Here is a 21,336-nt window from a genome sequence, read left to right on the forward strand (position 1 = left end):
TGCGGGCGGAAGGGACTGAAGATTGGCGTGAGCCGGGCCGTTTTCCACTGCCGGCCCCCCGCCTTCCCCCGGCATGCCCGCCCCCGGCATGGGCGCCGCTCCGCTCAGCTTTCCACCCGCCATGCATGGTAGGGCCAGCGTTCGTCGGCCGGCAGGTCAAGCGGCGTCCAGTTGGGGCGCTCCATCGGCCGGTCGGACAGCACGACGCCGCCCGGCAGCATCAGCGCGTCGATCAGCGGCGCCAGCCAAGCCGCCTGGCGGGCGTCGTGGCTGCGGTCGGTGCTGCCGAAATCGGCATGGGCCAGCCGGGCGCAGCGGCCGAAGCGGTCCGCCGCCGCCGCCATGGTTTCCTGGAAATCGCCGACGAACAGGCGGTCCTCCTCCGGCGTCAGTTCCGGCGGCACGCGGACCCACATGTCGAAGACCAGGATGTCGCGCGGCGGGAACAGGTGGCGCAGATGGTCGAAGGTGCGGCCCTTGCCCAGCCCCACCTCCAGAACCATGCCGTCGCGCCCGGCGACGGCACGCTCGGCCCAGGCCAGCGCGTCGCGCTGCACGGTCAGCCGGTCGATCATGCGGTCGAGCAGCGACCGGGATTCCATCTCTTTGCCCATAGCGGCCCCCATCGGCCCCTCCCCTGCGCTTCACGGATCGGCAAGGCGCAGTGTGAAAGGCCGCGCGCGCGCCGTCGAGACAAATTGTCGCATGGTCGGAGCCGACGGGCGCAGCCGCCCTGCCCGCTTACGGGCGGTGCGGGTCGAAGCGCTTCGCCAGCCCCTGCCAGCAGCGGTAATAATCGTGCTGAAGCTCGGCAGTTTCCAGTGCGTGCCGCGTCGGTCGAATGACGGCGCGCGTTTCGAACATGAAGGCCATGGTGTCGCCGACCCGCTGCGGCCGGGTCGTATCGGCGGCGGTGGCCTTGGCGAAGGTCTCCGCATCCGGCCCGTGGCCGCTCATGCAGTTGTGCAGGCTTGCCCCGCCCGGCAGGAACCCTTCCTCCTTGGCGTCATAGACGCCATGGATCAGGCCCATGAACTCGCTGGCGATGTTGCGGTGGAACCAGGGCGGACGGAAGCTGTCCTCCTGCACCAGCCAGCGCGGCGGGAAGATGACGAAGTCGATGCTGTCGACGCCGGGCGTGTCGCTGGGCGATTGCAGCACCAGGAAGATCGACGGGTCCGGGTGGTCGAAGCTGATCGAACCGATGGTGTTGAAGCGGCGCAGGTCGTATTTGCAGGGTGCGTGGTTGCCGTGCCACGCCACCACGTCCAGCGGCGAGTGGCCGATGGGGGCGCTCCAGAGTGCGCCGTCGAACTTCGCCACCAGTTCGAAGGTGCCTTCGACATCCTCGTACCAGGCATCGGGGGTCAGGAAGTCGCGCGGGTTGGCCAGCCCGTTGGAGCCGATGGGGCCGAGGTCCGGCAGGCGGAAGGGCGCGCCGAAATTCTCGCAGACATAGCCGCGCGCCGTTCCATCCGGCAGTTCGACGCGGAAGCGCAGGCCGCGGGGGATGAGGGCGATCTCCTGCGGTTCGACCTCCAGCACGCCCAGCTCGGTGAACAGGCGCAGGCTGCCCTGCTGCGGCACGATCAGCAGCTCGCCGTCGGCATCGTAGAAGAAGCGCCCCTCCATCGACCGGTTGGCGGCGTAGAGATGGATGCCGCAGCCGGCCTGCGCCTGAGGTCCGCCGTTGCCGCCCATGGTGACGAGCCCGGCGACGAAGTCGGTCGGCGCGTCCGGCATCGGCGGCGGGTTCCAGCGCAGCTGCGTCGGCGGGGCCGGCACCTCGTCGAAGCGGCTGGTCAGCCGGCCGGACTCCATCGGGCGGAACGGCTCATGCACCACCGCCGGGCGGATGCGGTAGAGCCAGGAGCGGCGGTTGTGCGCACGGGGGGCCGTGAAGGCGGTTCCGCTGATCTGTTCGGCATAGAGTCCGTAGGGCGGGCGCTGCGGCGAGTTGCGGCCGACGGGCAGCGCGCCCGGCAGCGCCTCCGTCGCGAACTCGTTGCCGAAGCCGGACTGATAGGTGAAGGCGGGGGACGTCATGCGGGCTGCTCCCTAATCCGGGGGATGCGGCCGGCGTGGGGCCGGGCGCGACCATTTGTCGCTCATATAGTTTCTTCTGAAACTATATGCCAGGGGAAAATGGGGGGGTGCGGTGGGTGCCCCCCCCTCAGTTCATGGCGGCGTTCGGCAGGTCCAGCAGGAAGTCGCCACCTTCGTCGTAGCCGGCGGTGCGGATCACGCCGTATTGCGGGGTCTGCGGAGCGTCGTGGGTCACGTCCTCGCGGACCTGCTGGTACAGCGCGAAACCGTTGCTGTCCTTCGGCAGCGCCAGCACCCGCTTTCTCAGCGCGGTGGCGAAGGGGGAGTTCACCTCGCCGTCGGCCACCGGTTCGTCGCCGCCCGACGACAGCGCCATCACCGACCGGCGCTGACGGATCTCCTGCTCGTTGGCGAGGCGGGCGGCGTCGACCTTCTGTTCCTTGGTAAAGGCACCGGAATAGCAGCTGTCCGACACCAGCATCACATGCTTGGCCGGCATGCGGCTGAGGAATCGGCCGATGTCGTTGTTCGACACCCAGTTGCGGGCGCTTGTCGTCTCCGCATCGGCCGGCAGCCAATAGCCGGCACCGGTCTCCGCCAGTTCATAACCGTGGCCGGCGTAATAGACCATCACCTGGTCCTGTTCGCCCACCTCGCGGCCGAGCTTGCGCAGCGCCTCGCCGATCTGCGCCTTGGTCGGGTTGCGCAGCACCCGCGTCTCGTAGCCGAGATGGTCGTTCAGCGCCTTGCCCACCGCCTTGATGTCGGCGTCGGGCGTGGCCAGGGCGGGAATGCCGGTGTCGCGGTAGCTGTCGACCGCGATCATCAGGGCGATCTTGCGCGGCTTCGGCGGAGCGGCCGCGTCGGGTGTGGCGGCGGTGGCGTCGATGGCGATGCGCTGCTCGGTCGTCTTGCCCGCCTCGTCGGTCATGGTCAGTGTGGCTTCGGTCGCGCCCGGGTCGACCGGAATGCTGGTGCGGAACTGCCCCTGCTCGTCGATGAAGACCCAGCGGCCGTTCACCCGCGCTTCGGCCAGATTGGCGCTGTCGGCGACGATGCCGCGCAGGGTCATGCTGCCGCCGCGGGTACGGCCGCCGCGTGCCTGTTGCAGACTGGGCGGAGCCGAGGCGGCGTTCGGCCGGCCGAACATGTCCGCTGCCGCCGGGTTCGCCGCCAGTTGGCGGAGCGCGCCGGAGAAGGCCTGGGTGCGCTGTTCGCGCTCCACCCGCTGCACCATGGCGAGGTAGGTGCGGGCGACCTGGGGCGGCAGGTTGGCCTGTGTCACCGTGGCGCGCACCTGGGCATAGCCGCCGGGCTGGCCGGCCGCGCTGTTCTGCAGGATGCCGCCGACGCGCACCGCCACCGGATCGCTGCTGGCGGTCAGGCCGCCGATCAGGGTGGGAACGGGAACGCTGGCCAGCACGGCGCGCTGTTCCGGCAGCGACAGCGTGCCGGTCGAAAGATTCGTCACCGCCTGCGCCATGCCGCCGCCGCCGGCAGCCTGGATGATGGAGCCGGCCGCCGCCTGGACCTGGGGCGAGGCGAGCAGCTGCGGGCCCGGTTGCGACAGGGTGGCACCGGAGGCGTAGGCCTGCGTCGCCTCCGCCGTGAAGGTGACGGAGCGGCCGGACGGCAGCACCACCGTCGACGGGCCGGGGGGAGGCGGTGGCGGAGAGGTCGGACCGCTGCCGGAGGACGAACTGCCGCCCGCCGCCTGGGTGCCCTGCCCTTCCCCGGTCTGGGGAGCGGTGTTCTGGCTGCCTGTGCCTTGGCTGGCCGTGCCCTGTTCCAGCGCCGACAGGAAGGTCTGCGGAGTGGTTGCGGTGGTCGAGGCCCCGGTTGCCGGAGTGGTCGTGCCGGTGGTCGTGGTGCCGGTGGTGGTCGTACTGGCGGCCGAGCCGGTGGTCGTGGCCGCGGTTGTGCCCGTCACCGGGTTCGCTGCGATCTGCGCCACCGTTTGCAGCGCCGCCTGTACGGAGCTGTTGCCGGCCGCGGCGGATTGGCTGCTGGAAGACGATGTGTCCGAAGGGGGGCTGTCCGTCGACCCGGTTCCGGTTCCTTCCGGGCTGGTGCCGGACGTATCCGTCCCGGACGTGCCGGTGGACGGCGTGCCGGTGGACGGCGTGCCGGTTCCGCCCCCGTCTCCACCGTCGGTTCCCGGCGTGGTGGGGGTGGTCGGTGTCGTGGGGGTGGTCGGCGTGGTTGGAACCGCCGGCACCGTCGGCGTCACCGGCGGCACCACCGGCGGCACCACCGGCGGAGGTGGGGGCGGTGGGGGCGGTGGCGGCGGCGGTGCCGGCGTGCTGCTGATCACCACATCGCCGTTCCTGTACACGTCCAATGCCATTTCGCCGGTTCCGGCGGTTCCCCGCAGGGCCACCTCGCCGGCGGCGGCCACGATCTGGATGTTGCCATCGCTTTCGGCATCCAGACCGATGCCGGCGACTTCATAGGTAACCGCGGATGCGCCGCCCTTGCCGGTGATGGCAACGCCACCTGACGACGTGATCTGCGCCGAACCCCGGATTTTGACGCCCCAGGCCTCCTCTGCGTCCGCCTCGGAGGCGTCGCCGTCGATCAGGATGGCATCGGCGGCCGTGGAGGCGGATTGGAGGATCGGCCTGCCGTTGTCATCGGACGCGATCATGACGCCGGCACCCCATCCGTAATAGGGCACGGCCTTGCCATGAACGGCGATCTTCCCGGTACCGGAGTCGATCCTGCTTTGTCCGGTGATGGCCACGCCATGGCCGTCGTCGCCATAGTGCGATCCCTGCCCGGTGATGGCGATCGTACCCCCGCCGGAATGCAGCTCGCTCGAGTCGATGGTGACGCCGGCGGGGCTTTCTTCGTTGCCTGTCGCCGGCAAACTCCCGGGATCGTTCCCGCCCCCTAAGGTGATGGCGCCGCCGTAGGTGTGAATGGTGCTGCCGGCAATCAGGATCGGGCCGCCGGAGTCCGCGCCGCTGTTTACGACCACCGGAGTTCCGGAGGAGCGGATGGTGGTGGACATCAGCGATACGCTGTTCCCGGCCTTGAGCGTCGTCGCGCCACCGCCGGTCAGGGCCAGGTTCGACGCTTTCAGGTCACGCGCCGCGCCGACATGGATGGCTCCCGATTGGGTGGACACGGTCGATGCGTTCAGCACGATGTCGTCGTTCCACCCGCCGCCGCTTGTCAGGGTGATCGATGTGCTGCCCAGCCCGATCAATCGGGAGGACGCCTCGACCAGGATTGCCTCGTTGCCGGAGCCAAACTCGTCTCGGTCGGTTCCTCCCGAACCGGAGACGATGATTGCGCCATTGTCGCTCTCGATCCTCGAATCCCTCAGTCGAACGCCGAAGGAATTCCCCGACGAGCAGCCATAGTAGCATTCCTGATCGTTGTGTCCGGCGGCGCCCGTGACCGTGACGATCCCGCTCAGGCTGTGCACCGTCGCCCCGTCGAGCAGAACACCGAGGTTGTCGCCGGTGTACAGGTCGGGATCGCAGCCCGGCTCAGAGCAGGAACTGGTTCCACCTGCGCCGGTGAGCGTGATGGCCCCACTGCTGGTCAGCAGCTGGCTGTTGCGCAGCGCGATGCCGTGGTTTCCGCCACCGTCATAGCGCCCACCTTGCCCATGGATGGTGATGGAGCCGGCACCGGTATCGACCGTGGCGTTGAGGAAATTGACGCCTGACGCGTAGCCGGCGAGCGACAGTCCCGTTGCCGAGTAGGTCGAGGGATTGATGCCGCCGCCCACCAGAAACGAGCCGCCCCGGGTGGCGATCGAAACGGTATCGCCTTCCTTGCCGATCTGGACGGCGCCGTCGTGCTTATCCACGTTTCCGGTGTATCCGGCGTTCAGGACGAGGGTGAGCGCCCCGGAATCCGACCGGATATCGTCATTGACGATGATGTTCCGGTAGGCATTCAACGTCAGAGAGGCGTCCCCGCCGAACGACTTCACGATCGCTTCGTCGACGGTGATGTCCCCGTTTCCATTGACGAGACTGTCGGTCTGCAGCGTTACGGCGGTGCCGGTATTCAGCGACGCTTCGATCGTACCGGCGCTGATGGTCCCATTGGTCGATGACACCCTGATGTCGGTCGGATCGAGCAGCCAGGACCCGCCCTTCCCCGCCGCCGCCCCGGCATCGACCCGGCCGCGCACCTGCAGCGACAGCTTGCCGGACGTCTCCACGAAGCCGCCGTTGCCGCCTGCCGCACCGCCGCGCGCGGAGATGGCGCCGTCGAAGCGGGTGCTGCCATCGGCCCACACCACGACCTTGCCGCCCTTGCCGTTCCCGGTGGCGTCGGCGGCGATGGTCGCCCCCTGCGCCACCACCGTCTCGGTCGACGGCGGAACCGGCTTGCGCGCCGGGCGGATGTTGTAGCCGGCCAGCGCGGCGGCGGATGCCTTGCCGCCCTGCACGTCGCCGCCGATCATCACCTCCCCTCCCCCGGCGGGACCGGAGGCGGTGATGCGCGCCGATGCCGCCAGTGCCGTGCGGTTGCCCGACACGGTGACGGAGCCGCCCGTGGAGCCGGCGCCGCTGCCGCCGGCATCCAGCGTGCCGGAGACCTCCACCTCGCCGCCGTCGCCGAGCAGGACGATGTCGCCGCCCTGCTGTTCCACGCGGCGGGCCTGGACGGTGCCGGACATGTTGACGACGCGGTCGACCAGCCCCTTGGCGGCCGACGCCGTCATCTGCACCCGGCCGCCATCGGCGAAGATCTTGCCGCTGTTGCTGACCAGGGCGTCCACCGGCTTGCCGTCGGCGCCGATGGGCCGCGCATCGGTCTTCGTGTCGGATTGGGCATCCACCGCGATGTTGATCTTCTGGTCGCCGAACAGGTCGACGACGAAGCGCCGGCCGGAGGCCAGCGTCACCTCGCCCATGCGGGCGTTGATGGTGCCGCGGTTGGCGACGCCGGGCGCGACCAGCGCCGCCAGCCCGGCCTGTGCCACTGTGATGGTGCCCTCATTCTCCACCGTCGCGGTGGAGCCGGCGCGGCCTTCGAACTTGTGGCGGCCGGCCATGAAGTCTTCGTTGCGGATGTCGTGGGTGGTGGCGACCAGCCCACCGACATCGACGTTGGCGTTCGGGCCGAAAAGGATGCCGTTCGGGTTGACGAGCCAGATCTGCCCGTTGGCGGTCAGCCGCCCCATGATGGCGGAGGGGTCGGGGCCGGTGACGCGGTTCAGCGTGATGGAGCCGGCGTCGGGTTGCCGGAAGTTGGTGTGCTCGCCCTCCCTGATGCCGAAGCGTTGCCAGTCGATCACCGCCTTCGAGGTGGATTGGATGACGTCGAGCCGGCCGGGTCCTGTGGACTGGATGGTGGCGGCGCCGTCGGTGACCACGCCGCCTTCGGGGTTGGCGAAGGCGGGCAGGGCCGGCAGGCCGAGGGCGGCCACGGCGGCGATGACCGCCAGGCGCGCCGCTCCCGCCAATGCGGTGGTGCGGCACAGGGCGTGCCTCAGCCGGGTTCCGATGCGTTCCTCTCGGGCGTCCACAGCCTGTCCCACCGATCCGTCCTTCACACCCGATCCCCGCATCACCGATCCACTCCCCAGCCCAAGCCCCGATGCTCGCGGGAAGGCGATATCCTGTCCGGCTTCTTGGAATGCGAAACATTTTAGCGACGTGAGGCCAAGGCGGAAATGCCGAAAGTGGTGACGGAATGTTTCGTTGCCGCAATGCGGGAGGGTGCGTGTGTCGTGCCGGAAGCGTTACCGGTAACGGAACTGCTTCGGAAAGCGTTACCGGTAATGCGTTTTCGGTACAGAAACTCTCTATTTCAATGGTTCAGGTCCCGCCTTTGCCCTTTCGACCCGACTGCCGATCCGCTAATAAGAAGGCCATCCAGAAGACGGGCATGCGATGCAGGGGGAACAGATGGCCGATCCGACCGCCGTCGCCACACGGAAATCTGCAGGCAAACCGGCAGGTAAACCGACCGGTAGCCAAGCGGACCGGAATGCCGTTGAACCGGTACAGGCGGCTGCGCAAAAGCGCGCCCGCTGGGTGGTTTACAGCGCGCCGAAGGGCGGTACCGGAAAGACCACCAGCTGCAAGAACACCGCGGTGGCGGCCGCCAAAGACGGCATGCGCGTCGCGACGCTGGATTTCGATCCGCAGCGCACGCTGGGCCAATGGCATGAACTGCGCCGTCCGCACGACGTCGCCGCCATCGACCATTATGAAGGCACGCTGGAGGAGATCGACGCGGCGCTGTCCCAGATCGACCCCGCCCGCTACGACGTGGTCTTCATCGACACGCCGCCGTCGGTGGAGCTCTATCCCGAAGCGACCAAGATCCTGCTGCGGCGCGCCGACCTCGTTCTGGTGCCGACCGGCGTGGGGCGTTTCGACAAGATGAGCGTCATCCCCTGGATGGAGTTCCTGCGCGATTACGGCCGCCCCGCCGCCTTCCTGCTGAACCGGGTCAAGCGCCGCTCTGTCAGCCTGCGGGAAGCAAAGCTTGAACTGGGCCGGGTCGGGCGGCTGGTCCCGCACGAGGTGCCGGACATCGAGGACATGCACCGGGTCGACGACATCGGCTGCTCCATTGTCGATGTCGGTGCGGTGAACGGCGCCGACGAATGCCTGGGCGCCTGGTACTTCATCCGGCACGAGTTGGGGATTTGAACCCGGGGGATTTGAATATGGCCAACGTGAAGTCCTTCATGAAGAAGGTGGCGGAGCAGGGCAAGGCCGCTCCCCAGCCAGCTGCCCAGCCCGCGGCGCCCACCGTGCCCGCCCGGACCGGCGCGGCGGTGGCGCCGTCCAAGGCCGACCGCCGGGCGTCGGACATCAGCGACGCCATCGTGCCCTGCCACACCCGGCAGGAATTCGCGCAGGAGATCCGCTATCACTGGAACCGCAGCCGCAAGGAATTCCTGTCGATCGGCCGCTATCTGAACCGCGCCAAGGAAATCCTGCCCCACGGCGATTTCGAGGCGATGATCGAGAGCGACATGCCGTTTTCGGTCGAGACCGCCTTCCGCTTCCGCGCGGTGGCGGAGGCGGTGGACACCGGGCGGCTATCGCTGGAGGTGCTGCCGGGGGCGGAAAGCGTCGCCTACCAGATCGTCACCATGACACCGGACGAGCTGGAGCGCGCGAAGGCCGAGGGGCTGGTCCGGCCCGACGTGACCCGCCGCCAGCTGATCGACTTCAAACGCTCACTGCGCCCGCCGAAGGACGTGACGCCGAACGACCGGCGCCGCCAGCTTCTGGCCGAATATGCCCGGCTGCGCGCCCGCATGGCGGAGGTTCGCGCCGAGTTGCGGCGCGACCACGGCATCGACCCGGAGCATGACCACGGCCGGCCGGGGCGAACCGGCGTCACCATCGACGTAGAGGCGGAGGATGTCGGCACGGAGCCGGACGACGCACCGTAAGGCGCCTCAGTTCCGGTGCCGTCAGTTTCGGTGAGACGTGTGGGAACCAGGGGCGCCGCCGCCGTCGCCCCGGCGTGGTGACGATCCGCCGCCCAGCAGGTCGCCCAGCGCCCGGAAATCGCGTTGGAAGTTGCTGAAGAAGTCGCCGTTGCCGCTGCCACCGCCACTGGTGCGGGAAGCCCGCGCGGCCGATGTCTCCATCGCATGGGTTTCGCTGTGGCTGGAGCCGCGGTTGGATGCGCGGATCCGCCGTTCCGGGATCTTCGGCTTCCGTGGCGGCGTCATTGCGGGCATGGGAGGGGCGTCGGGCAGGGAGGCGATCTCTGGCGCGCGGGCGAAGGCATCGCCGCACAGGCCCTGGTCGGCCGCCTGCTCCAGCCGGTTCGGATCAAGAAGCCAGCAGTCGAAGGCGTCGGTCTGGGGTTTTGCCGGGGCCTGAACCGCTACCGCTTCCGCTGCCGCTGCCGGGACCATTGCCGGCACGGGGGGCGCCACGGGAAGTGACGGAGCGGGGGAGGGCAGGGGGGCATCGGCCTCCGGCGCGGACAGCAGCGGTTCCGCGGCAGCCGGCAGCGCCGCAGCCGCGACAAGGACGGCGAGTGCCGCTGCCGCGATCATCGCCGTCGGCATCGCCATCGCCATCGCCATCGCCGACCCGCTCCAGTTCCCAGTCCGGCCCTCGCCCGGCATCGCCCGTCCTTTTGTTCTTCGCAGTCGTCAGGAACGCCGCATCCCTGAACAGATAAACGCAACAGGCGGGCGCTTCGTCCACGCGAAATGGGGGCGGACCCCGAAAGATGCGGTACCCCTTCGGGGCATGCTCTTCCGGTGCTTGCATTCGCACCGGGTGCGGCGTTGTCGCCGGGGCGGCTTGGCGCTCTTGTCAGGGGGGCGGGTTGATGGGACAGTTCGGCCCCTGATTCACCAGAGAGAACGGACGGCGGCGCCGGCGGATATGGCCGATTTCAACTGGAACGACCTGCGATTCTTCCTGGCGGTGGCCCGCGCCGGCACACTGACCACGGCGGCCCAGCGCCTGCGTGCCGACCACACCACGGTCAGCCGCCGCATCTCGGCGCTGGAGGATGCGTTGCGCGTCACCCTGTTTGAACGGCGTCCCAGCGGATTCACGCTGACGCCGCAGGGCGAGCGGCTGAAACAGACCGCCGAGGTGATGGAAAGTGCGGCGCTTCTGGCACAGGGCATGGTGGCCGACGGCGATCTGGCGCTTGCCGGCGCGGTGCGCATCGGGGCACCGGACGGCTTCGGCAGCTGTTTCCTGGCGCCGCGCATCGGGAGCCTGTGCGAACGCCATCCGGAGCTGGAGGTGCAACTGGTCGCCATGCCGCGCGTCTTCAGCCTGTCCAAGCGCGAGGCCGACATCGCCATCAGCCTGTCCCGCCCGCAGGAAGGGCGGCTCTATGCCCGCAAGCTGACCGATTACCGGCTGGGCCTGTACGGCACCGCCGCCTATCTGAACAGCCGGCAAGATATCCGCAGCCGCGCCGACCTGCGCGGCCATTCCTTCATCGGCTATATCGACGACCTGATCTTCGCCCCCGAACTGGACTATGTCGAGACGATCGGGGAGGTGGCGCCGCGCATCAAGAGCAGCAGCCTCGTCGCCCAGCTGAAGGCGACGCTGGCCGGCGCCGGCCTGTGCATGCTGCCGGCCTTCATCGCCGGCGGTGAGCCCGAGCTGGTGCCGGTCCTGCCGGATGAGCTGACGATCACCCGGTCCTTCTGGCTGATCGTGCACGAGGATCTGCGGTCGCTGGCGCGGATATCCATGACCGCGGACTACATCGCCGATCTGGTCCGGCGGGAGCAGGCGCTGTTCCTGCCCCCGCCGCCGGCATGAGTTACCCTTCGCCGCGCAGCATGCGGATGATGCCGGAGAAGTCGGTGCCGCCCTCGCCTTGCGCGTTCATCATGGCGTAGAGCTGCGCCGCAGCGGCACCCAGCGGGGTGGGGGCGCCGGCGCTCTGCGCCGCTTCCTGGGCCAGCTTCAGGTCCTTAAGCATCAGCGCCGCCGCGAAACCGGGCTGGTAGTCGCGGTTGGCCGGGCTGGCCGGGACCGGGCCGGGCACCGGGCAATAGCTGGTCAGCGACCAGCACTGGCCCGACGAGGTGGACGACACGTCGAACAGCGCCTGATGCGACAGGCCGAGCTTTTCCGCGAGCACGAAGGCCTCGCAGACGCCGATCATCGAGATGCCGAGGATCATGTTGTTGCAGATCTTCGCGGCCTGACCGGCACCGGCGCCGCCGCAATGGACGATCTTCTTGCCCATCGCCTCCAGGATCGGGCGGGCGCGTTCGAAGGCATCCGCCTCGCCACCGGCCATGAAGGTCAGCGTGCCGGCCGCAGCCCCGCCGACGCCGCCCGACACCGGCGCGTCGAGCGAGGCCGCACCCTTGGCGGCGGCCAGCGCATGCGCCTTGCGGGCGGAGTCCACGTCGATGGTGGAGCAGTCGATCAGCAGCGTTCCCGGCCGCGCCACCGCGACGATGCCCGTGTCGCCGTCATAGACGCCCAGAACATGCTTGCCGCCCGGCAGCATGGTGATGACCACCTCCGCCGCGGCGGCGATTGCCGCGGGGGACTCGCCGATGGTGACGCCGGCCGCCTTGGCCGCGTCGATGGCGGCAGGCACGAGGTCGTAGCCAACCACCTGATGCCCCGCCTTCACGAGGTTCGCAGCCATCGGGCCGCCCATGTTGCCCAATCCGATGAAACCGATCACCGCCATCGTCGCGTCTCCCGTCGTTTGTTTTTTGGTTTGCTCTTACGCCATCCGCCCGATCTCGCTGCGCGAGACGATCAGGCGCATGATCTCGTTGGTGCCTTCCAGGATCTGGTGGACCCGGAGGTCGCGGACGATCTTCTCCACGCCGTAATCAGCCAGATAGCCGTAGCCGCCGAACAGCTGCAGGGCGTTGTTCGCCACCTCGAAGCCGGTGTCGGTGGCGAAGCGCTTCGCCATGGCGCAGAGGCGGGTGGCGTCCTTGCTCTTGGCGTCCAGCGCCGAGGCGGCGCGGTGGACGAAGGTGCGGGCGGCCTCAAGCTCCGTCGCCATGTCGGCGATGCGGAACTGCAGGGCCTGGAAGCGGTCGAGCGACTGGCCGAAGGCCTTGCGCTCGCTCATGTAGGTCAGCGCCTTGTCGAGCGCGGCCTGGGCGCCGCCGATGGAGCAGGCGGCGATGTTGATGCGGCCACCGTCCAGCCCCTTCATGGCGAACTTGAAGCCCATCCCCTCCTGCCCCAGCAGGGCGGAGGCGGGGACGCGGGCGTCCTCCATGATGACGGCGCGGGTCGGCTGGGCGTTCCAGCCCATCTTGTGCTCGTTGGCGCCGAAGGACAGGCCGGGAGTGTCCTTGGGCAGCAGGAAGGCGCTGATGCCGCCGGGGCCGTCCTCGCCGGTGCGCGCCATGACGAGATAGAGGTCGGAACTGCCGGCGCCGGAGATGAACTGCTTGGCGCCGTTCAGGACGTAGCTGTCGCCGTCGCGCACCGCCCTGGTGCGCAGGGCCGCGGCGTCGGAACCGGCATTGGCCTCGGTCAGGCAATAGCTGGCCAGCCATTCCATGGTGCAGAGCTTGGGCAGCCAATGGGCCTTCTGCTCGTCGCTGCCGAAATTGTCCACCATCCCCGCCACCATGTTGTGGATGGAGATGTAGGAGGCGATGGTCGGGCAGCCCTGGCTCAACGCCTCGAAGATCACCACGGCGTCGAAGCGGCTCAAGGCCGAGCCGCCATGGTCCTCCGACACATAGATGCCGCCCATGCCGAGCTCGCCGGCGGCGCGCAGGGTGTCGACGGGGAAATGCTTCTTCTGGTCCCACTCGACGGCATTCGGCGCCAGTTCGTCGCGGGCGAAGGACAGCGCCATGTCGCGGATGGCGACCTGGTCTTCGGTCAGTTCAAAGGACATGCGTCACCTCCTCGAAGTTCCCCTCTCCCGCCCCGGGAGAGGGAAGGGGCCCGCCGCGAAGCGGTGGGAAGGGTGAGGGGTAGTGCAAGGAACCAAGCGCTTCTGGTTTCTTGGACTACCCCTCACCCTCCCCACTTCGTGGGTCCCCTCCCTCTCCCGGGGCGGGAGAGGGAAGGATACTTCATCAATCCATGGTCGGAATGACGAAGCTGGCGCCTTCCTTGACGCCCGAGGGCCAGCGCGAGGTGACGGTCTTGGTCTTGGTGTAGAAGCGCACCGCGTCGGGGCCGTGCTGGTTCAGGTCGCCGAAGCCCGAACGCTTCCAGCCGCCGAAGGTGTAGTAGGCGAGCGGAACCGGGATCGGAACGTTGATGCCGACCATGCCGACATCGACGCGCGACGCGAAGTCGCGGGCGGCGTCGCCGTCGCGGGTGAAGATGGCGACGCCGTTGCCGTACTCGTGATCGTTCGGCAGGGCCAGCGCTTCTTCATAGCTGTCGGCGCGGACGACGGAGAGCACCGGGCCGAAGATCTCCTCCTTGTAGATGCGCATGTCCGGCTTCACCTCGTCGAACAGGCAGCCGCCCATGTAGAAGCCGTTCTCGTAGCCCTGCATGCTGAACTCGCGGCCATCGACCGCCAGCTTGGCGCCTTCCTTGACGCCGATGTCGACGTAGGACTTCACGCGCTCCAGATGTTCGCGCGTCACCAGCGGGCCGAAATCTGCGCTGCTGTCGGTGGAGGGGCCGACCTTCAGGCCTTCCACCCGCGGGATCAGCCGCTCCATCAGGGCATCGGCGGTCTTCTTGCCGACCGGCACGACGACGGAGATCGCCATGCAGCGCTCGCCAGCCGCACCGTAGCCGGCGCCGATCAGCGCGTCGGTCGCCTGGTCGAGGTCGGCGTCCGGCATCACCAGCGCGTGGTTCTTGGCGCCGCCGAAGCACTGCACGCGCTTACCGTTGGCGCAGCCGCGGTTGTAGATGTATTCGGCGATCGGGGTGGAACCGACGAAGCCAACCGCCTTGATGTCGCGGTCGTCGAGGATGGCGTCCACCGCCACCTTGTCGCCATGGACGACGTTGAGGACGCCCGCCGGCAGGCCGGCTTCCAGCATCAGCTCGGCCAGCTTGACCGGCACGCCCGGCGTGCGCTCCGACGGCTTCAGGATGAAGGCGTTGCCGCAGGCGATGGCCGGGGCGAACTTCCACATCGGGATCATGGCCGGGAAGTTGAACGGCGTGATGCCGGCGACCACGCCCAGCGGCTGGCGCATCGAATAGATGTCGATGCCGGGGCCGGCGCCGTCGGTGAACTCGCCCTTCAGCAGGTGCGGGATGCCGCAGGCGAACTCCACCACCTCCAGGCCGCGCTGGATGTCGCCCTTGGCGTCGACGATGGTCTTGCCATGCTCCAGCGACAGCAGCAGCGCCAGCTCGTCATAATCGCGCTGGACCAGATCGAGGAAGCGCATCAGCACGCGGGCGCGGCGCTGCGGGTTGGTGGCGGCCCAGCCGCGCTGCGCCTCCTTGGCGTTCTCCACCGCGGCGCGCATCTCCTCCACGCTCGCCAGCGGCACGCGGGCGCGCACCTCGCCGGTCATCGGGGAGTAGACGTCGGCGAACCGCCCCGACTTTCCGGAAACCAGCTTGCCGCCGATCAGGTGCTGAAGTTCGGTGGTCATCCTATTGTCCTCCCATGGGATTGTTTGTCACCATGTGGACCTGAGCGGCCTCGCGGATCGACCCGAAACTTTGCGCAACGGTTGTGCAGGAATGCGGCAAGGGTCCCGGCGGCGGGCCGGGACCGCAGTGCCATCGGATTAGTCCGCCGTGCCCCCACCGGACTTTTGCCCGCTCATCGCCGCGGCGGCGAGTGCCTGCGCCTCGCTCGCCTCCTTCAGCCCGGCCTCGCGGCGTTCGCTGTAGCGGCTGGTCAGATAGTCGCTGCGGTCGCGCACCAGCAGGGTGAACTTGACCAGCTCCTCCATCACGTCGACCACCCGGTCGTAATAGGGCGACGGCTTCATCCGCCCGGCCTCGTCGAACTCCTGATAGGCCTTGGCGACGGAGGACTGGTTGGGGATGGTCACCATCCGCATCCAGCGGCCGAGAACGCGCATTGCGTTGACCGCGTTGAAGGACTGCGAGCCGCCGGACACCTGCATCACCGCCAACGTCCGCCCCTGCGTCGGCCGGACGCCGCCGCTTTCCAGCGGCAACCAGTCGATCTGGCACTTCAAGATGCCGGTGATGGTACCGTGCCTCTCCGGACTGACCCACACCTGGCCTTCCGACCATTGCGACAGGGCGCGCAGTTCGGCCACCTTGGGATGGTCGGCCGGCACGCTGTCCGGCAGCGGCAGGTCGCGCGGGTCGAAGATGCGCGTCTCGGCCCCCATGCGCTGAAGCAGCCGGGCGGCTTCCTCGGCCAGGAAACGGCTGTAGGACCGCTCCCGTAGCGAACCGTAGAGCAGCAGGATGCGCGGCGGGTGGGTCGATGGCCGCTCTGGTGTCAGCCTGTCGAGGTCGGGCACATCGAAATAAGGCTCGTCCAGGCTCGGCAAGGAGTCGCGTCCGGTCGTCTCGATATCATGCATGGGTGCGTCCCTCGTACCACGGCTTGGTCGCCTTGACGATCTTCACCACCGACAGCATCACCGGCACCTCGACCAACACGCCGACCACGGTGGCGAGCGCGGCACCCGAACCGAGGCCGAACAGGCTGATGGCGGCGGCGACCGCCAGCTCGAAGAAGTTGGAGGCGCCGATCAGCGCCGCCGGCGCCGCCACGCACCACGCCACGCCGAAGCGGCGCGACAGCCAATAGGCGAGGCCGGCGTTGAAATAGACCTGGATCAGGATCGGCACCGCCAGCAGCAGGATGACCAGCGGCTGGGCCAGGATCTGCTCGCCCTGGAAGCCGAACAGCAGCACCAGCGTGGTCAGCAGCGCCACCAGCGACACCGGCTGGATCAGGTCCAGCGTCCGCTTCAGCGCGGGCTCGCCGCCGGTCGCCAGCAGGCTGCGGCGCCAGAGCTGGGCGGCGACCACGGGGATGACGATGTAGAGCAGCACCGACAGCAGCAGCGTGTCCCACGGCACGGTGATCGACGCCACGCCGAGCAGAAGCCCGACCAGCGGCGCGAAGGCGAAGACCATGATGATGTCGTTCAGCGCCACCTGGCTCAGCGTGTAGTGCGGCTCCCCCTCGCACAGGTTCGACCAGACGAACACCATGGCGGTGCAGGGGGCGGCGGCCAGCAGGATCAGCCCGGCGATGTAGGAGGAAATCTGGTCCTGCGGCAGCAGCGGGGCGAACAGGTTGCCGATGAACAGCGTGCCGAGCAGCGCCATCGAGAAGGGCTTGACCGCCCAGTTGATGAACAGCGTCACGCCGACGCCCCGCCAATGCTCACGAACCCGTCCCAGCGCGCCGAGGTCGATCTTCAGCAGCATCGGCACGATCATCAGCCAGATCAGCACCGCCACCGGCAGGTTGACCTTGGCGACCTCCGCCGCGGCGATGGCCTGGAAGACGCCGGGCACCAGATGGCCGAGCGCGATGCCGGCGACGATGCACAGAGCGACCCAGACGCTGAGATAGCGCTCGAAAAGCCCCATGGCGGGGCGGGCCGCCGGGGCGGCGTGGATGTCGGTTGTCATGATCGGTGTCCGTCAGGAGGCTTTGTCGATGCGCTGTCCGGCGGCGTCGACGACCTGCTCGCCGTCTTCCTTGGCGAAGGCGCCGCGCTGGGCATCGGGGAGGATGTCGAGCACCGCCTCGGACGGGCGGCACAGCCGCACGCCGAGCGGCGTCACCACGATCGGCCGGTTGATCAGGATCGGGTGGGCCATCATGGCGTCGAGCAATTGGTCGTCGCTCAGCGCCGGGTCGCCGAGCCCGAGTTCGGCAAAGGGCGTGCCCTTCTCGCGCAGCACGGCGCGCACCGGCACGCCCATGCGGCGGATCAGGTCGGCCAGTTCGTCGCGCGACGGCGGAGTCTTCAGATATTCGATCACCGTCGGCTCGACGCCGCTGTTGCGGATCAGCGCCAGCGTGTTGCGCGAGGTGCCGCAGGCCGGGTTGTGGTAGATGGTGACGGACGTCATCGCGTCGCCTCCGGGGTGGCGGACGCCGCCCCCATGTCGTCCAGCTTGCGCTTCAGCGCCAGACGGTCGAGCGAGGCGATGGGCAGGCTGACGAAGGCCTGGATGCGGCGTTGAATCTGCCCGAACACCGTGGCGGTGAAGGCGGCCTTCTCCGCGTCGGTGCCCTGGGCGCTCGACGGGTCGGGGAAGCCCCAATGGGCGGTCATCGGCTGGCCGGGCCAGACCGGGCAGACTTCGCCGGCGGCGTTGTCGCAGACGGTGAAGACGAAATCCATGTGCGGGGCGTCCGCCGTCGCGAACTCGTCCCAGGTCTTGGAGCGGAGTTCCGCGGTCGGGAAGCCCAGCCGTTCCAGCAGGTCGTGGACATAGGGGTTGATACGCCCGGAGGGCTGGCTGCCGGCGCTGAAGCCGCGGAAGCGGCCGCTTCCGTCCTTGCGGCCCTCCCGGTTCAGCAGGCATTCCGCCATGACGCTACGGGCGCTGTTGTGGGTGCACAGGAACAGGACATTGTAGATGCGGTCGGTCATCGCTGTGTCGCCTTTCCAGGCCGCTTGTGTCGCGGCGGTTGGGGTCGGGGTGTCAGGCGTCGTGGTCGCATCCGGCCGGACCGCAAGAAACCGCCTGGGTCAGGTCGGTGGAGCAGAGTTCCGGGCGGCCCTGGCAGCAGTCCTCCATCAGGAAGGCGATCAGCCGGCGGGTGCCCTCATAGTCGGATGCGTAGAAGATCTGCCGCTGCACCCGCCGGGAGCGGAGCAGGCCGGCGCGTTCCAGCGTCGCCAGATGATGGGACAGGGTGGAGGCGGGGACCCCCACCTGCTGGGCAACCTCGCCGGCCGTCAGCCCGTTCGGCCCCACCGTGATCAGCAGGCGGAACACGGCCAGACGGGTTTCCTGGGCGAGAGCGGCGAAGGCGTTGGTGGCTGCTTTCATTTCCATGATTCGACGATAGTCGAAATATAAAGGGCGGGCAAGTGACGGTCCTGTGAAGGCCACGGTTTCGCGCCGGGGGGCGCTTGGGAAACACCCGAACGTGTGGGAAGACTTGAGACGCCGCGGCGCTTATAGTGCGCCCTCGCTTCCGGTCCGGGCCCTTCGGTCCGGGGCGGGAGGATTGCCGCAGAACGGCGAAGCGGAACAAACATGACCAGTCACGAAGACGTCTTCGACACGCCGCAGGCTCGGCAGCCGACCATCCTGTCGGTGTACAACCAGAAGGGCGGCGTCGGCAAAACGACCACCTCGGTCAACCTCGCCCTCTCGCTGGCCGCGCTGGGCAAGAGCGTCGTCCTGATCGATTTCGATCCGCAGAGCAGCGCCACCAGCAACTTCCTGCTGCGCGACAAGGCGAAGGTCGGCATCAACGACCTGCTGCGGCAGGAGACCTTCGTCGAGGACGCCATCACCCCGACCGCCTTCGACGGGCTGTCGATGATCGTCGGCGCGCGCAAGCTCTACTCGCTGGAACATGCGCTGGACAGCCGCGGCGGGTCGCAGCGCGGCCTGCGCAAGGCGCTGCATTTCTCGCGCAATCCGCCGGATTATGTCGTCATCGACTGTCCGCCGGCCTTGGGTCATCTGGCAGCCGGCGCGCTCGCCGCGTCGGACCGGCTGGTCGTGCCGGTGTTCCCCGGCCGCTACGCGCTGGACGGGCTGCGGCGCACCCTGCAGGTGGTGGAGCATATCCAGAACGGGCTGAACCCCAACCTGTCGCTGGCGGGCATCCTGATGCTGTCGATCACCAACGACGAGGTGGGACGCGAATCGCTGACCCAGCTGCGCAACGAATTCCCCGAGCAGATGTTCCGCACCGCCTTCCCCTATGACGTGGACGTGGTGAAGGCCACCTACCGCCGCATGCCGGCGGCGATCTTCACGCCGGAGGGGCGGACCACCGCCCGTTTCGCGGCGCTGGCCTGGGAGATCATCCACGGCCGCGGCACCACGCCCGACGACGCACAGCTGAAGCCGGCGCTGGAGCGTATCCAGTCGTGGCACGAGGCGACCGACACCTCCTACAGCGCGCGGCGCGCCTCCTCCATCGACGAGGCGGACGAGCCGTCGGGCGGGGGCAGCGGCGCCCGGCAGGCGGAGCGCGCGCAGTCCGGCCGCGGCGGAATGGGGGCCGGCATCGTGGGTCTGGTGATCGGGCTGATCGCCGGCTTCGCGCTGGGTGCCGTCGTGGGGCAGCCGGTTCTGGGCAAGCTGCTGGCGGGCTTGGGGGGCTAGGAATCCCCTCTCCCCCCGGGAGAGGGTTAGGGTGAGGGGGAGGCGCTGCGAGGATTTTCAAGCATCGCGCACTCCCCGATCCCCACATAATCCGACATGTGCATCCCCCTCACCCCGACCCTCTCCCCGGGGGGAGAGGGGGGGGGGACAGGCAGACCCCACGTTCAAGAAGAGGCCATCATGCTTCCTGTCGATGCCGTGCTGCGCAAGGTGGACGAAACCTTCGAGGAGTCGGTCGGCCGGCTTTGCGAGCTTCTGCGCATTCCTTCGGTCAGCACCGACCCCGCCTATGCCGGCGATGTCCGCCGTGCCGCCCAATGGTGCGCAGACAGGCTGGCGGCGATGGGCTTCACGGTGACGATCAACGAGACGCCGGGCCACCCCATCCTGGTCGCGCACCATCCTGGGCCGGCGGGGGTGGAGACGCCCCATGTGCTCTATTACGGCCATTACGACGTCCAGCCCGCCGATCCGGTCGAGCTGTGGAACAGCCCGCCCTTCGAGCCGGTGATCGTCGAGGCCGAGCGGGGCCGCCGCGTCGTCGCCCGCGGCGCCGCCGACGACAAGGGCCAGACCATGACCTTCATGGAAGCCTTCGAGGCCTGGCACGCCGTCCACGGCTCCATCCCCATCCGCGCCACCGTGCTGCTGGAGGGCGAGGAGGAGACCGGCAGCCCCTCGCTGCCGCGCTTCCTGAAGGAGCATGCGGACGAGCTGCGCGCCGACTTCTGCCTCGTCACCGACACCAACGCCTGGGACGTCGACACCCCGGCGATCACCACGCGGCTGCGCGGCCTGCTCTATCTGGAGGCCACCGTCACGGGCCCCAGCCACGACCTGCATTCCGGCCTGTTCGGCGGCGCCGTGCCCAACCCGATCAATGTGCTGACCGGCATCCTGGGCCAGATCCACGACGCCGACGGGCGGGTGCGCTTCGACGGATTCTATGACGGTGTGCGCGAGTTGCCGGACGACCTGCTGGCGCAGATCCGCGGCCTGCCGCTGGACGAGACGCAGTTTCTCGGCGCGCTCGGCCTGACCCGCAGCCATGGCGAGGCGGGGCGGACCCTGCTGGAACGCATCTGGACCCGGCCGACCTGCGACATCAACGGCATTTGGGGCGGCTACACCGGCGAGGGATCGAAGACGGTCATCCCGGCCAAGGCATCGTGCAAGCTCAGCTGCCGGCTGGTGCCCGGCCAGGACCCGGCGGCGATCGAGGCGTCGGTCCACCGCTTCTTCGAGGACCGGCTGCCGGCCGACTGCACGGTCGGCTTCCGCCGCTTCAGCTCCTCTCCCGGCATCGAGGTGCCGACCGACACGCCGTGGATGCAGGCGGTGCGCGGCGGGCTGAAGGAGGCGACGGAGCGCGACGGCGTGCTGATCGGCGGCGGCGGGTCGATCCCCATCGTCGGCTGGTTCCGCGAGCATCTGGGGCTGGACACCATCCTGGTCGGCTTCGGCCTGGACGACGACCGCATCCATTCGCCGAACGAGAAGTTCGAGCTGAAATGCCTGCGCAACGGCATCCGCAGCCATGCGGCGATCCTGGCACGTCTGGCCGCCGGCCGGGTTGGCTGACACCGGTCGAAAAAAGTGGGGGAGGGCGGCGCGTGATGCCGCCCTCCCT

17 protein-coding genes are annotated in these 21,336 nt (G+C 68.7%); 5 read left to right on the forward strand and 12 right to left on the reverse strand.

Going from position 1 to position 21,336, the window contains the following annotated elements:
* Nucleotides 1–104 precede the first annotated feature (104 nt).
* The 3 genes from J2Y49_RS11960 to J2Y49_RS11970 all read right to left on the reverse strand — a co-directional run bounded on the left by J2Y49_RS11960 (nucleotide 105) and on the right by J2Y49_RS11970 (nucleotide 7,585).
* On the reverse strand, nucleotides 105–602 hold the full coding sequence (locus tag J2Y49_RS11960; protein WP_310115068.1) for a class I SAM-dependent methyltransferase: 498 nt from the start codon (nucleotides 600–602) through the stop codon (nucleotides 105–107).
* A 139-nt stretch (nucleotides 603–741) separates the two neighbouring features.
* The gene (hmgA, locus tag J2Y49_RS11965; RefSeq protein WP_310115069.1) at nucleotides 742–2,046 is read right to left on the reverse strand and encodes a homogentisate 1,2-dioxygenase; all 1,305 of its coding nucleotides are present in this window, start codon (nucleotides 2,044–2,046) and stop codon (nucleotides 742–744) included.
* A 127-nt stretch (nucleotides 2,047–2,173) separates the two neighbouring features.
* A complete protein-coding gene (locus tag J2Y49_RS11970) occupies nucleotides 2,174–7,585 on the reverse strand; it encodes a filamentous hemagglutinin N-terminal domain-containing protein (protein WP_310115070.1) in 5,412 nt (1,803 codons plus the stop codon).
* 340 nt (nucleotides 7,586–7,925) lie between these two features.
* Here J2Y49_RS11970 and J2Y49_RS11975 point away from each other — a divergent pair, with 340 nt between their 5' ends.
* Together J2Y49_RS11975 and J2Y49_RS11980 are read left to right on the forward strand one after the other, a co-directional pair.
* On the forward strand, nucleotides 7,926–8,678 hold the full coding sequence (locus J2Y49_RS11975; protein ID WP_310115071.1) for a ParA family protein: 753 nt from the start codon (nucleotides 7,926–7,928) through the stop codon (nucleotides 8,676–8,678).
* Between the two features lie 17 nt (nucleotides 8,679–8,695).
* On the forward strand, nucleotides 8,696–9,433 hold the full coding sequence (locus J2Y49_RS11980) for a DUF3102 domain-containing protein (RefSeq protein WP_310115072.1): 738 nt from the start codon (nucleotides 8,696–8,698) through the stop codon (nucleotides 9,431–9,433).
* 21 nt (nucleotides 9,434–9,454) lie between these two features.
* On the opposite strand, the gene J2Y49_RS11985 is transcribed toward J2Y49_RS11980, so the two are convergent.
* Nucleotides 9,455–10,123, reverse strand: a complete 669-nt coding sequence (locus tag J2Y49_RS11985) for a hypothetical protein (RefSeq protein ID WP_310115073.1) — start codon at nucleotides 10,121–10,123, stop codon at nucleotides 9,455–9,457.
* Nucleotides 10,124–10,388: 265 nt separating this feature from the next.
* On the opposite strand from J2Y49_RS11985, the gene J2Y49_RS11990 reads away from it, so the two are divergent.
* The gene (locus J2Y49_RS11990; protein WP_310115074.1) at nucleotides 10,389–11,294 is read left to right on the forward strand and encodes a LysR family transcriptional regulator; all 906 of its coding nucleotides are present in this window, start codon (nucleotides 10,389–10,391) and stop codon (nucleotides 11,292–11,294) included.
* Between the two features lies 1 nt (nucleotide 11,295).
* Here J2Y49_RS11990 and mmsB read toward each other — a convergent pair whose 3' ends face one another.
* The 8 genes from mmsB to J2Y49_RS12030 form a co-directional block, all read right to left on the reverse strand.
* On the reverse strand, nucleotides 11,296–12,186 hold the full coding sequence (gene mmsB / locus J2Y49_RS11995) for a 3-hydroxyisobutyrate dehydrogenase (protein WP_310115075.1): 891 nt from the start codon (nucleotides 12,184–12,186) through the stop codon (nucleotides 11,296–11,298).
* Between the two features lie 36 nt (nucleotides 12,187–12,222).
* Nucleotides 12,223–13,368 (reverse strand): isobutyryl-CoA dehydrogenase, encoded by a 1,146-nt coding sequence (locus J2Y49_RS12000; protein ID WP_310115076.1) that lies wholly within the window; start codon nucleotides 13,366–13,368, stop codon nucleotides 12,223–12,225.
* Nucleotides 13,369–13,552: 184 nt separating this feature from the next.
* Nucleotides 13,553–15,052 (reverse strand): CoA-acylating methylmalonate-semialdehyde dehydrogenase, encoded by a 1,500-nt coding sequence (locus tag J2Y49_RS12005; protein WP_310115077.1) that lies wholly within the window; start codon nucleotides 15,050–15,052, stop codon nucleotides 13,553–13,555.
* 138 nt (nucleotides 15,053–15,190) lie between these two features.
* Nucleotides 15,191–15,967, reverse strand: coding sequence for an arsenical resistance protein ArsH (gene arsH, locus J2Y49_RS12010; protein ID WP_310115078.1), 777 nt, complete (start codon nucleotides 15,965–15,967; stop codon nucleotides 15,191–15,193).
* Nucleotides 15,960–16,991 (reverse strand): ACR3 family arsenite efflux transporter, encoded by a 1,032-nt coding sequence (gene arsB / locus J2Y49_RS12015; protein WP_310115518.1) that lies wholly within the window; start codon nucleotides 16,989–16,991, stop codon nucleotides 15,960–15,962. Before arsB ends, arsH begins: the two co-directional genes overlap by 8 nt.
* Nucleotides 16,992–17,045: 54 nt before the next feature.
* Nucleotides 17,046–17,480 (reverse strand): arsenate reductase (glutaredoxin), encoded by a 435-nt coding sequence (gene arsC, locus J2Y49_RS12020; protein ID WP_310115079.1) that lies wholly within the window; start codon nucleotides 17,478–17,480, stop codon nucleotides 17,046–17,048.
* On the reverse strand, nucleotides 17,477–18,007 hold the full coding sequence (locus tag J2Y49_RS12025) for an arsenate reductase ArsC (RefSeq protein WP_310115080.1): 531 nt from the start codon (nucleotides 18,005–18,007) through the stop codon (nucleotides 17,477–17,479). Before J2Y49_RS12025 ends, arsC begins: the two co-directional genes overlap by 4 nt.
* A 52-nt stretch (nucleotides 18,008–18,059) precedes the next feature.
* Complete coding sequence (locus tag J2Y49_RS12030) at nucleotides 18,060–18,410, reverse strand: ArsR/SmtB family transcription factor (RefSeq protein WP_409017834.1); 351 nt, start codon at nucleotides 18,408–18,410, stop codon at nucleotides 18,060–18,062.
* Nucleotides 18,411–18,620: 210 nt separating this feature from the next.
* On the opposite strand from J2Y49_RS12030, the gene J2Y49_RS12035 reads away from it, so the two are divergent.
* Together J2Y49_RS12035 and J2Y49_RS12040 are read left to right on the forward strand one after the other, a co-directional pair.
* Nucleotides 18,621–19,706: an AAA family ATPase gene (locus J2Y49_RS12035; RefSeq protein WP_310115082.1), complete on the forward strand. Its 1,086-nt coding sequence runs from the start codon at nucleotides 18,621–18,623 to the stop codon at nucleotides 19,704–19,706.
* Between the two features lie 180 nt (nucleotides 19,707–19,886).
* Complete coding sequence (locus J2Y49_RS12040) at nucleotides 19,887–21,287, forward strand: M20/M25/M40 family metallo-hydrolase (protein WP_310115083.1); 1,401 nt, start codon at nucleotides 19,887–19,889, stop codon at nucleotides 21,285–21,287.
* The last annotated feature ends 49 nt before the right edge of the window (nucleotides 21,288–21,336 follow it).

The organism is Azospirillum sp. BE72 (genome assembly GCF_031455875.1).
Lineage (GTDB): Bacteria > Pseudomonadota > Alphaproteobacteria > Azospirillales > Azospirillaceae > Azospirillum.

Bases quoted from the DNA above. Each gene is read 5' to 3' on its own strand.
- J2Y49_RS12035 (WP_310115082.1), top strand. From the start codon at position 18,621: ATGACCAGTCACGAAGACGTCTTCGACACGCCGCAGGCTCGGCAGCCG.
- J2Y49_RS12040 (WP_310115083.1), top strand. From the start codon at position 19,887: ATGCTTCCTGTCGATGCCGTGCTGCGCAAGGTGGACGAAACCTTCGAG.
- J2Y49_RS11970 (WP_310115070.1), bottom strand. From the start codon at position 7,585: ATGCGGGGATCGGGTGTGAAGGACGGATCGGTGGGACAGGCTGTGGAC.
- J2Y49_RS11975 (WP_310115071.1), top strand. From the start codon at position 7,926: ATGGCCGATCCGACCGCCGTCGCCACACGGAAATCTGCAGGCAAACCG.
- arsH (WP_310115078.1), bottom strand. From the start codon at position 15,967: ATGCATGATATCGAGACGACCGGACGCGACTCCTTGCCGAGCCTGGAC.
- J2Y49_RS11960 (WP_310115068.1), bottom strand. From the start codon at position 602: ATGGAATCCCGGTCGCTGCTCGACCGCATGATCGACCGGCTGACCGTG.
- mmsB (WP_310115075.1), bottom strand. From the start codon at position 12,186: ATGGCGGTGATCGGTTTCATCGGATTGGGCAACATGGGCGGCCCGATG.
- J2Y49_RS11985 (WP_310115073.1), bottom strand. From the start codon at position 10,123: ATGCCGGGCGAGGGCCGGACTGGGAACTGGAGCGGGTCGGCGATGGCG.
- arsC (WP_310115079.1), bottom strand. From the start codon at position 17,480: ATGACGTCCGTCACCATCTACCACAACCCGGCCTGCGGCACCTCGCGC.
- J2Y49_RS12000 (WP_310115076.1), bottom strand. From the start codon at position 13,368: ATGTCCTTTGAACTGACCGAAGACCAGGTCGCCATCCGCGACATGGCG.
- J2Y49_RS12025 (WP_310115080.1), bottom strand. From the start codon at position 18,007: ATGACCGACCGCATCTACAATGTCCTGTTCCTGTGCACCCACAACAGC.
- arsB (WP_310115518.1), bottom strand. From the start codon at position 16,991: ATGGGGCTTTTCGAGCGCTATCTCAGCGTCTGGGTCGCTCTGTGCATC.
- J2Y49_RS12005 (WP_310115077.1), bottom strand. From the start codon at position 15,052: ATGACCACCGAACTTCAGCACCTGATCGGCGGCAAGCTGGTTTCCGGA.
- J2Y49_RS11990 (WP_310115074.1), top strand. From the start codon at position 10,389: ATGGCCGATTTCAACTGGAACGACCTGCGATTCTTCCTGGCGGTGGCC.
- hmgA (WP_310115069.1), bottom strand. From the start codon at position 2,046: ATGACGTCCCCCGCCTTCACCTATCAGTCCGGCTTCGGCAACGAGTTC.
- J2Y49_RS11980 (WP_310115072.1), top strand. From the start codon at position 8,696: ATGGCCAACGTGAAGTCCTTCATGAAGAAGGTGGCGGAGCAGGGCAAG.
- J2Y49_RS12030 (WP_409017834.1), bottom strand. From the start codon at position 18,410: ATGAAAGCAGCCACCAACGCCTTCGCCGCTCTCGCCCAGGAAACCCGT.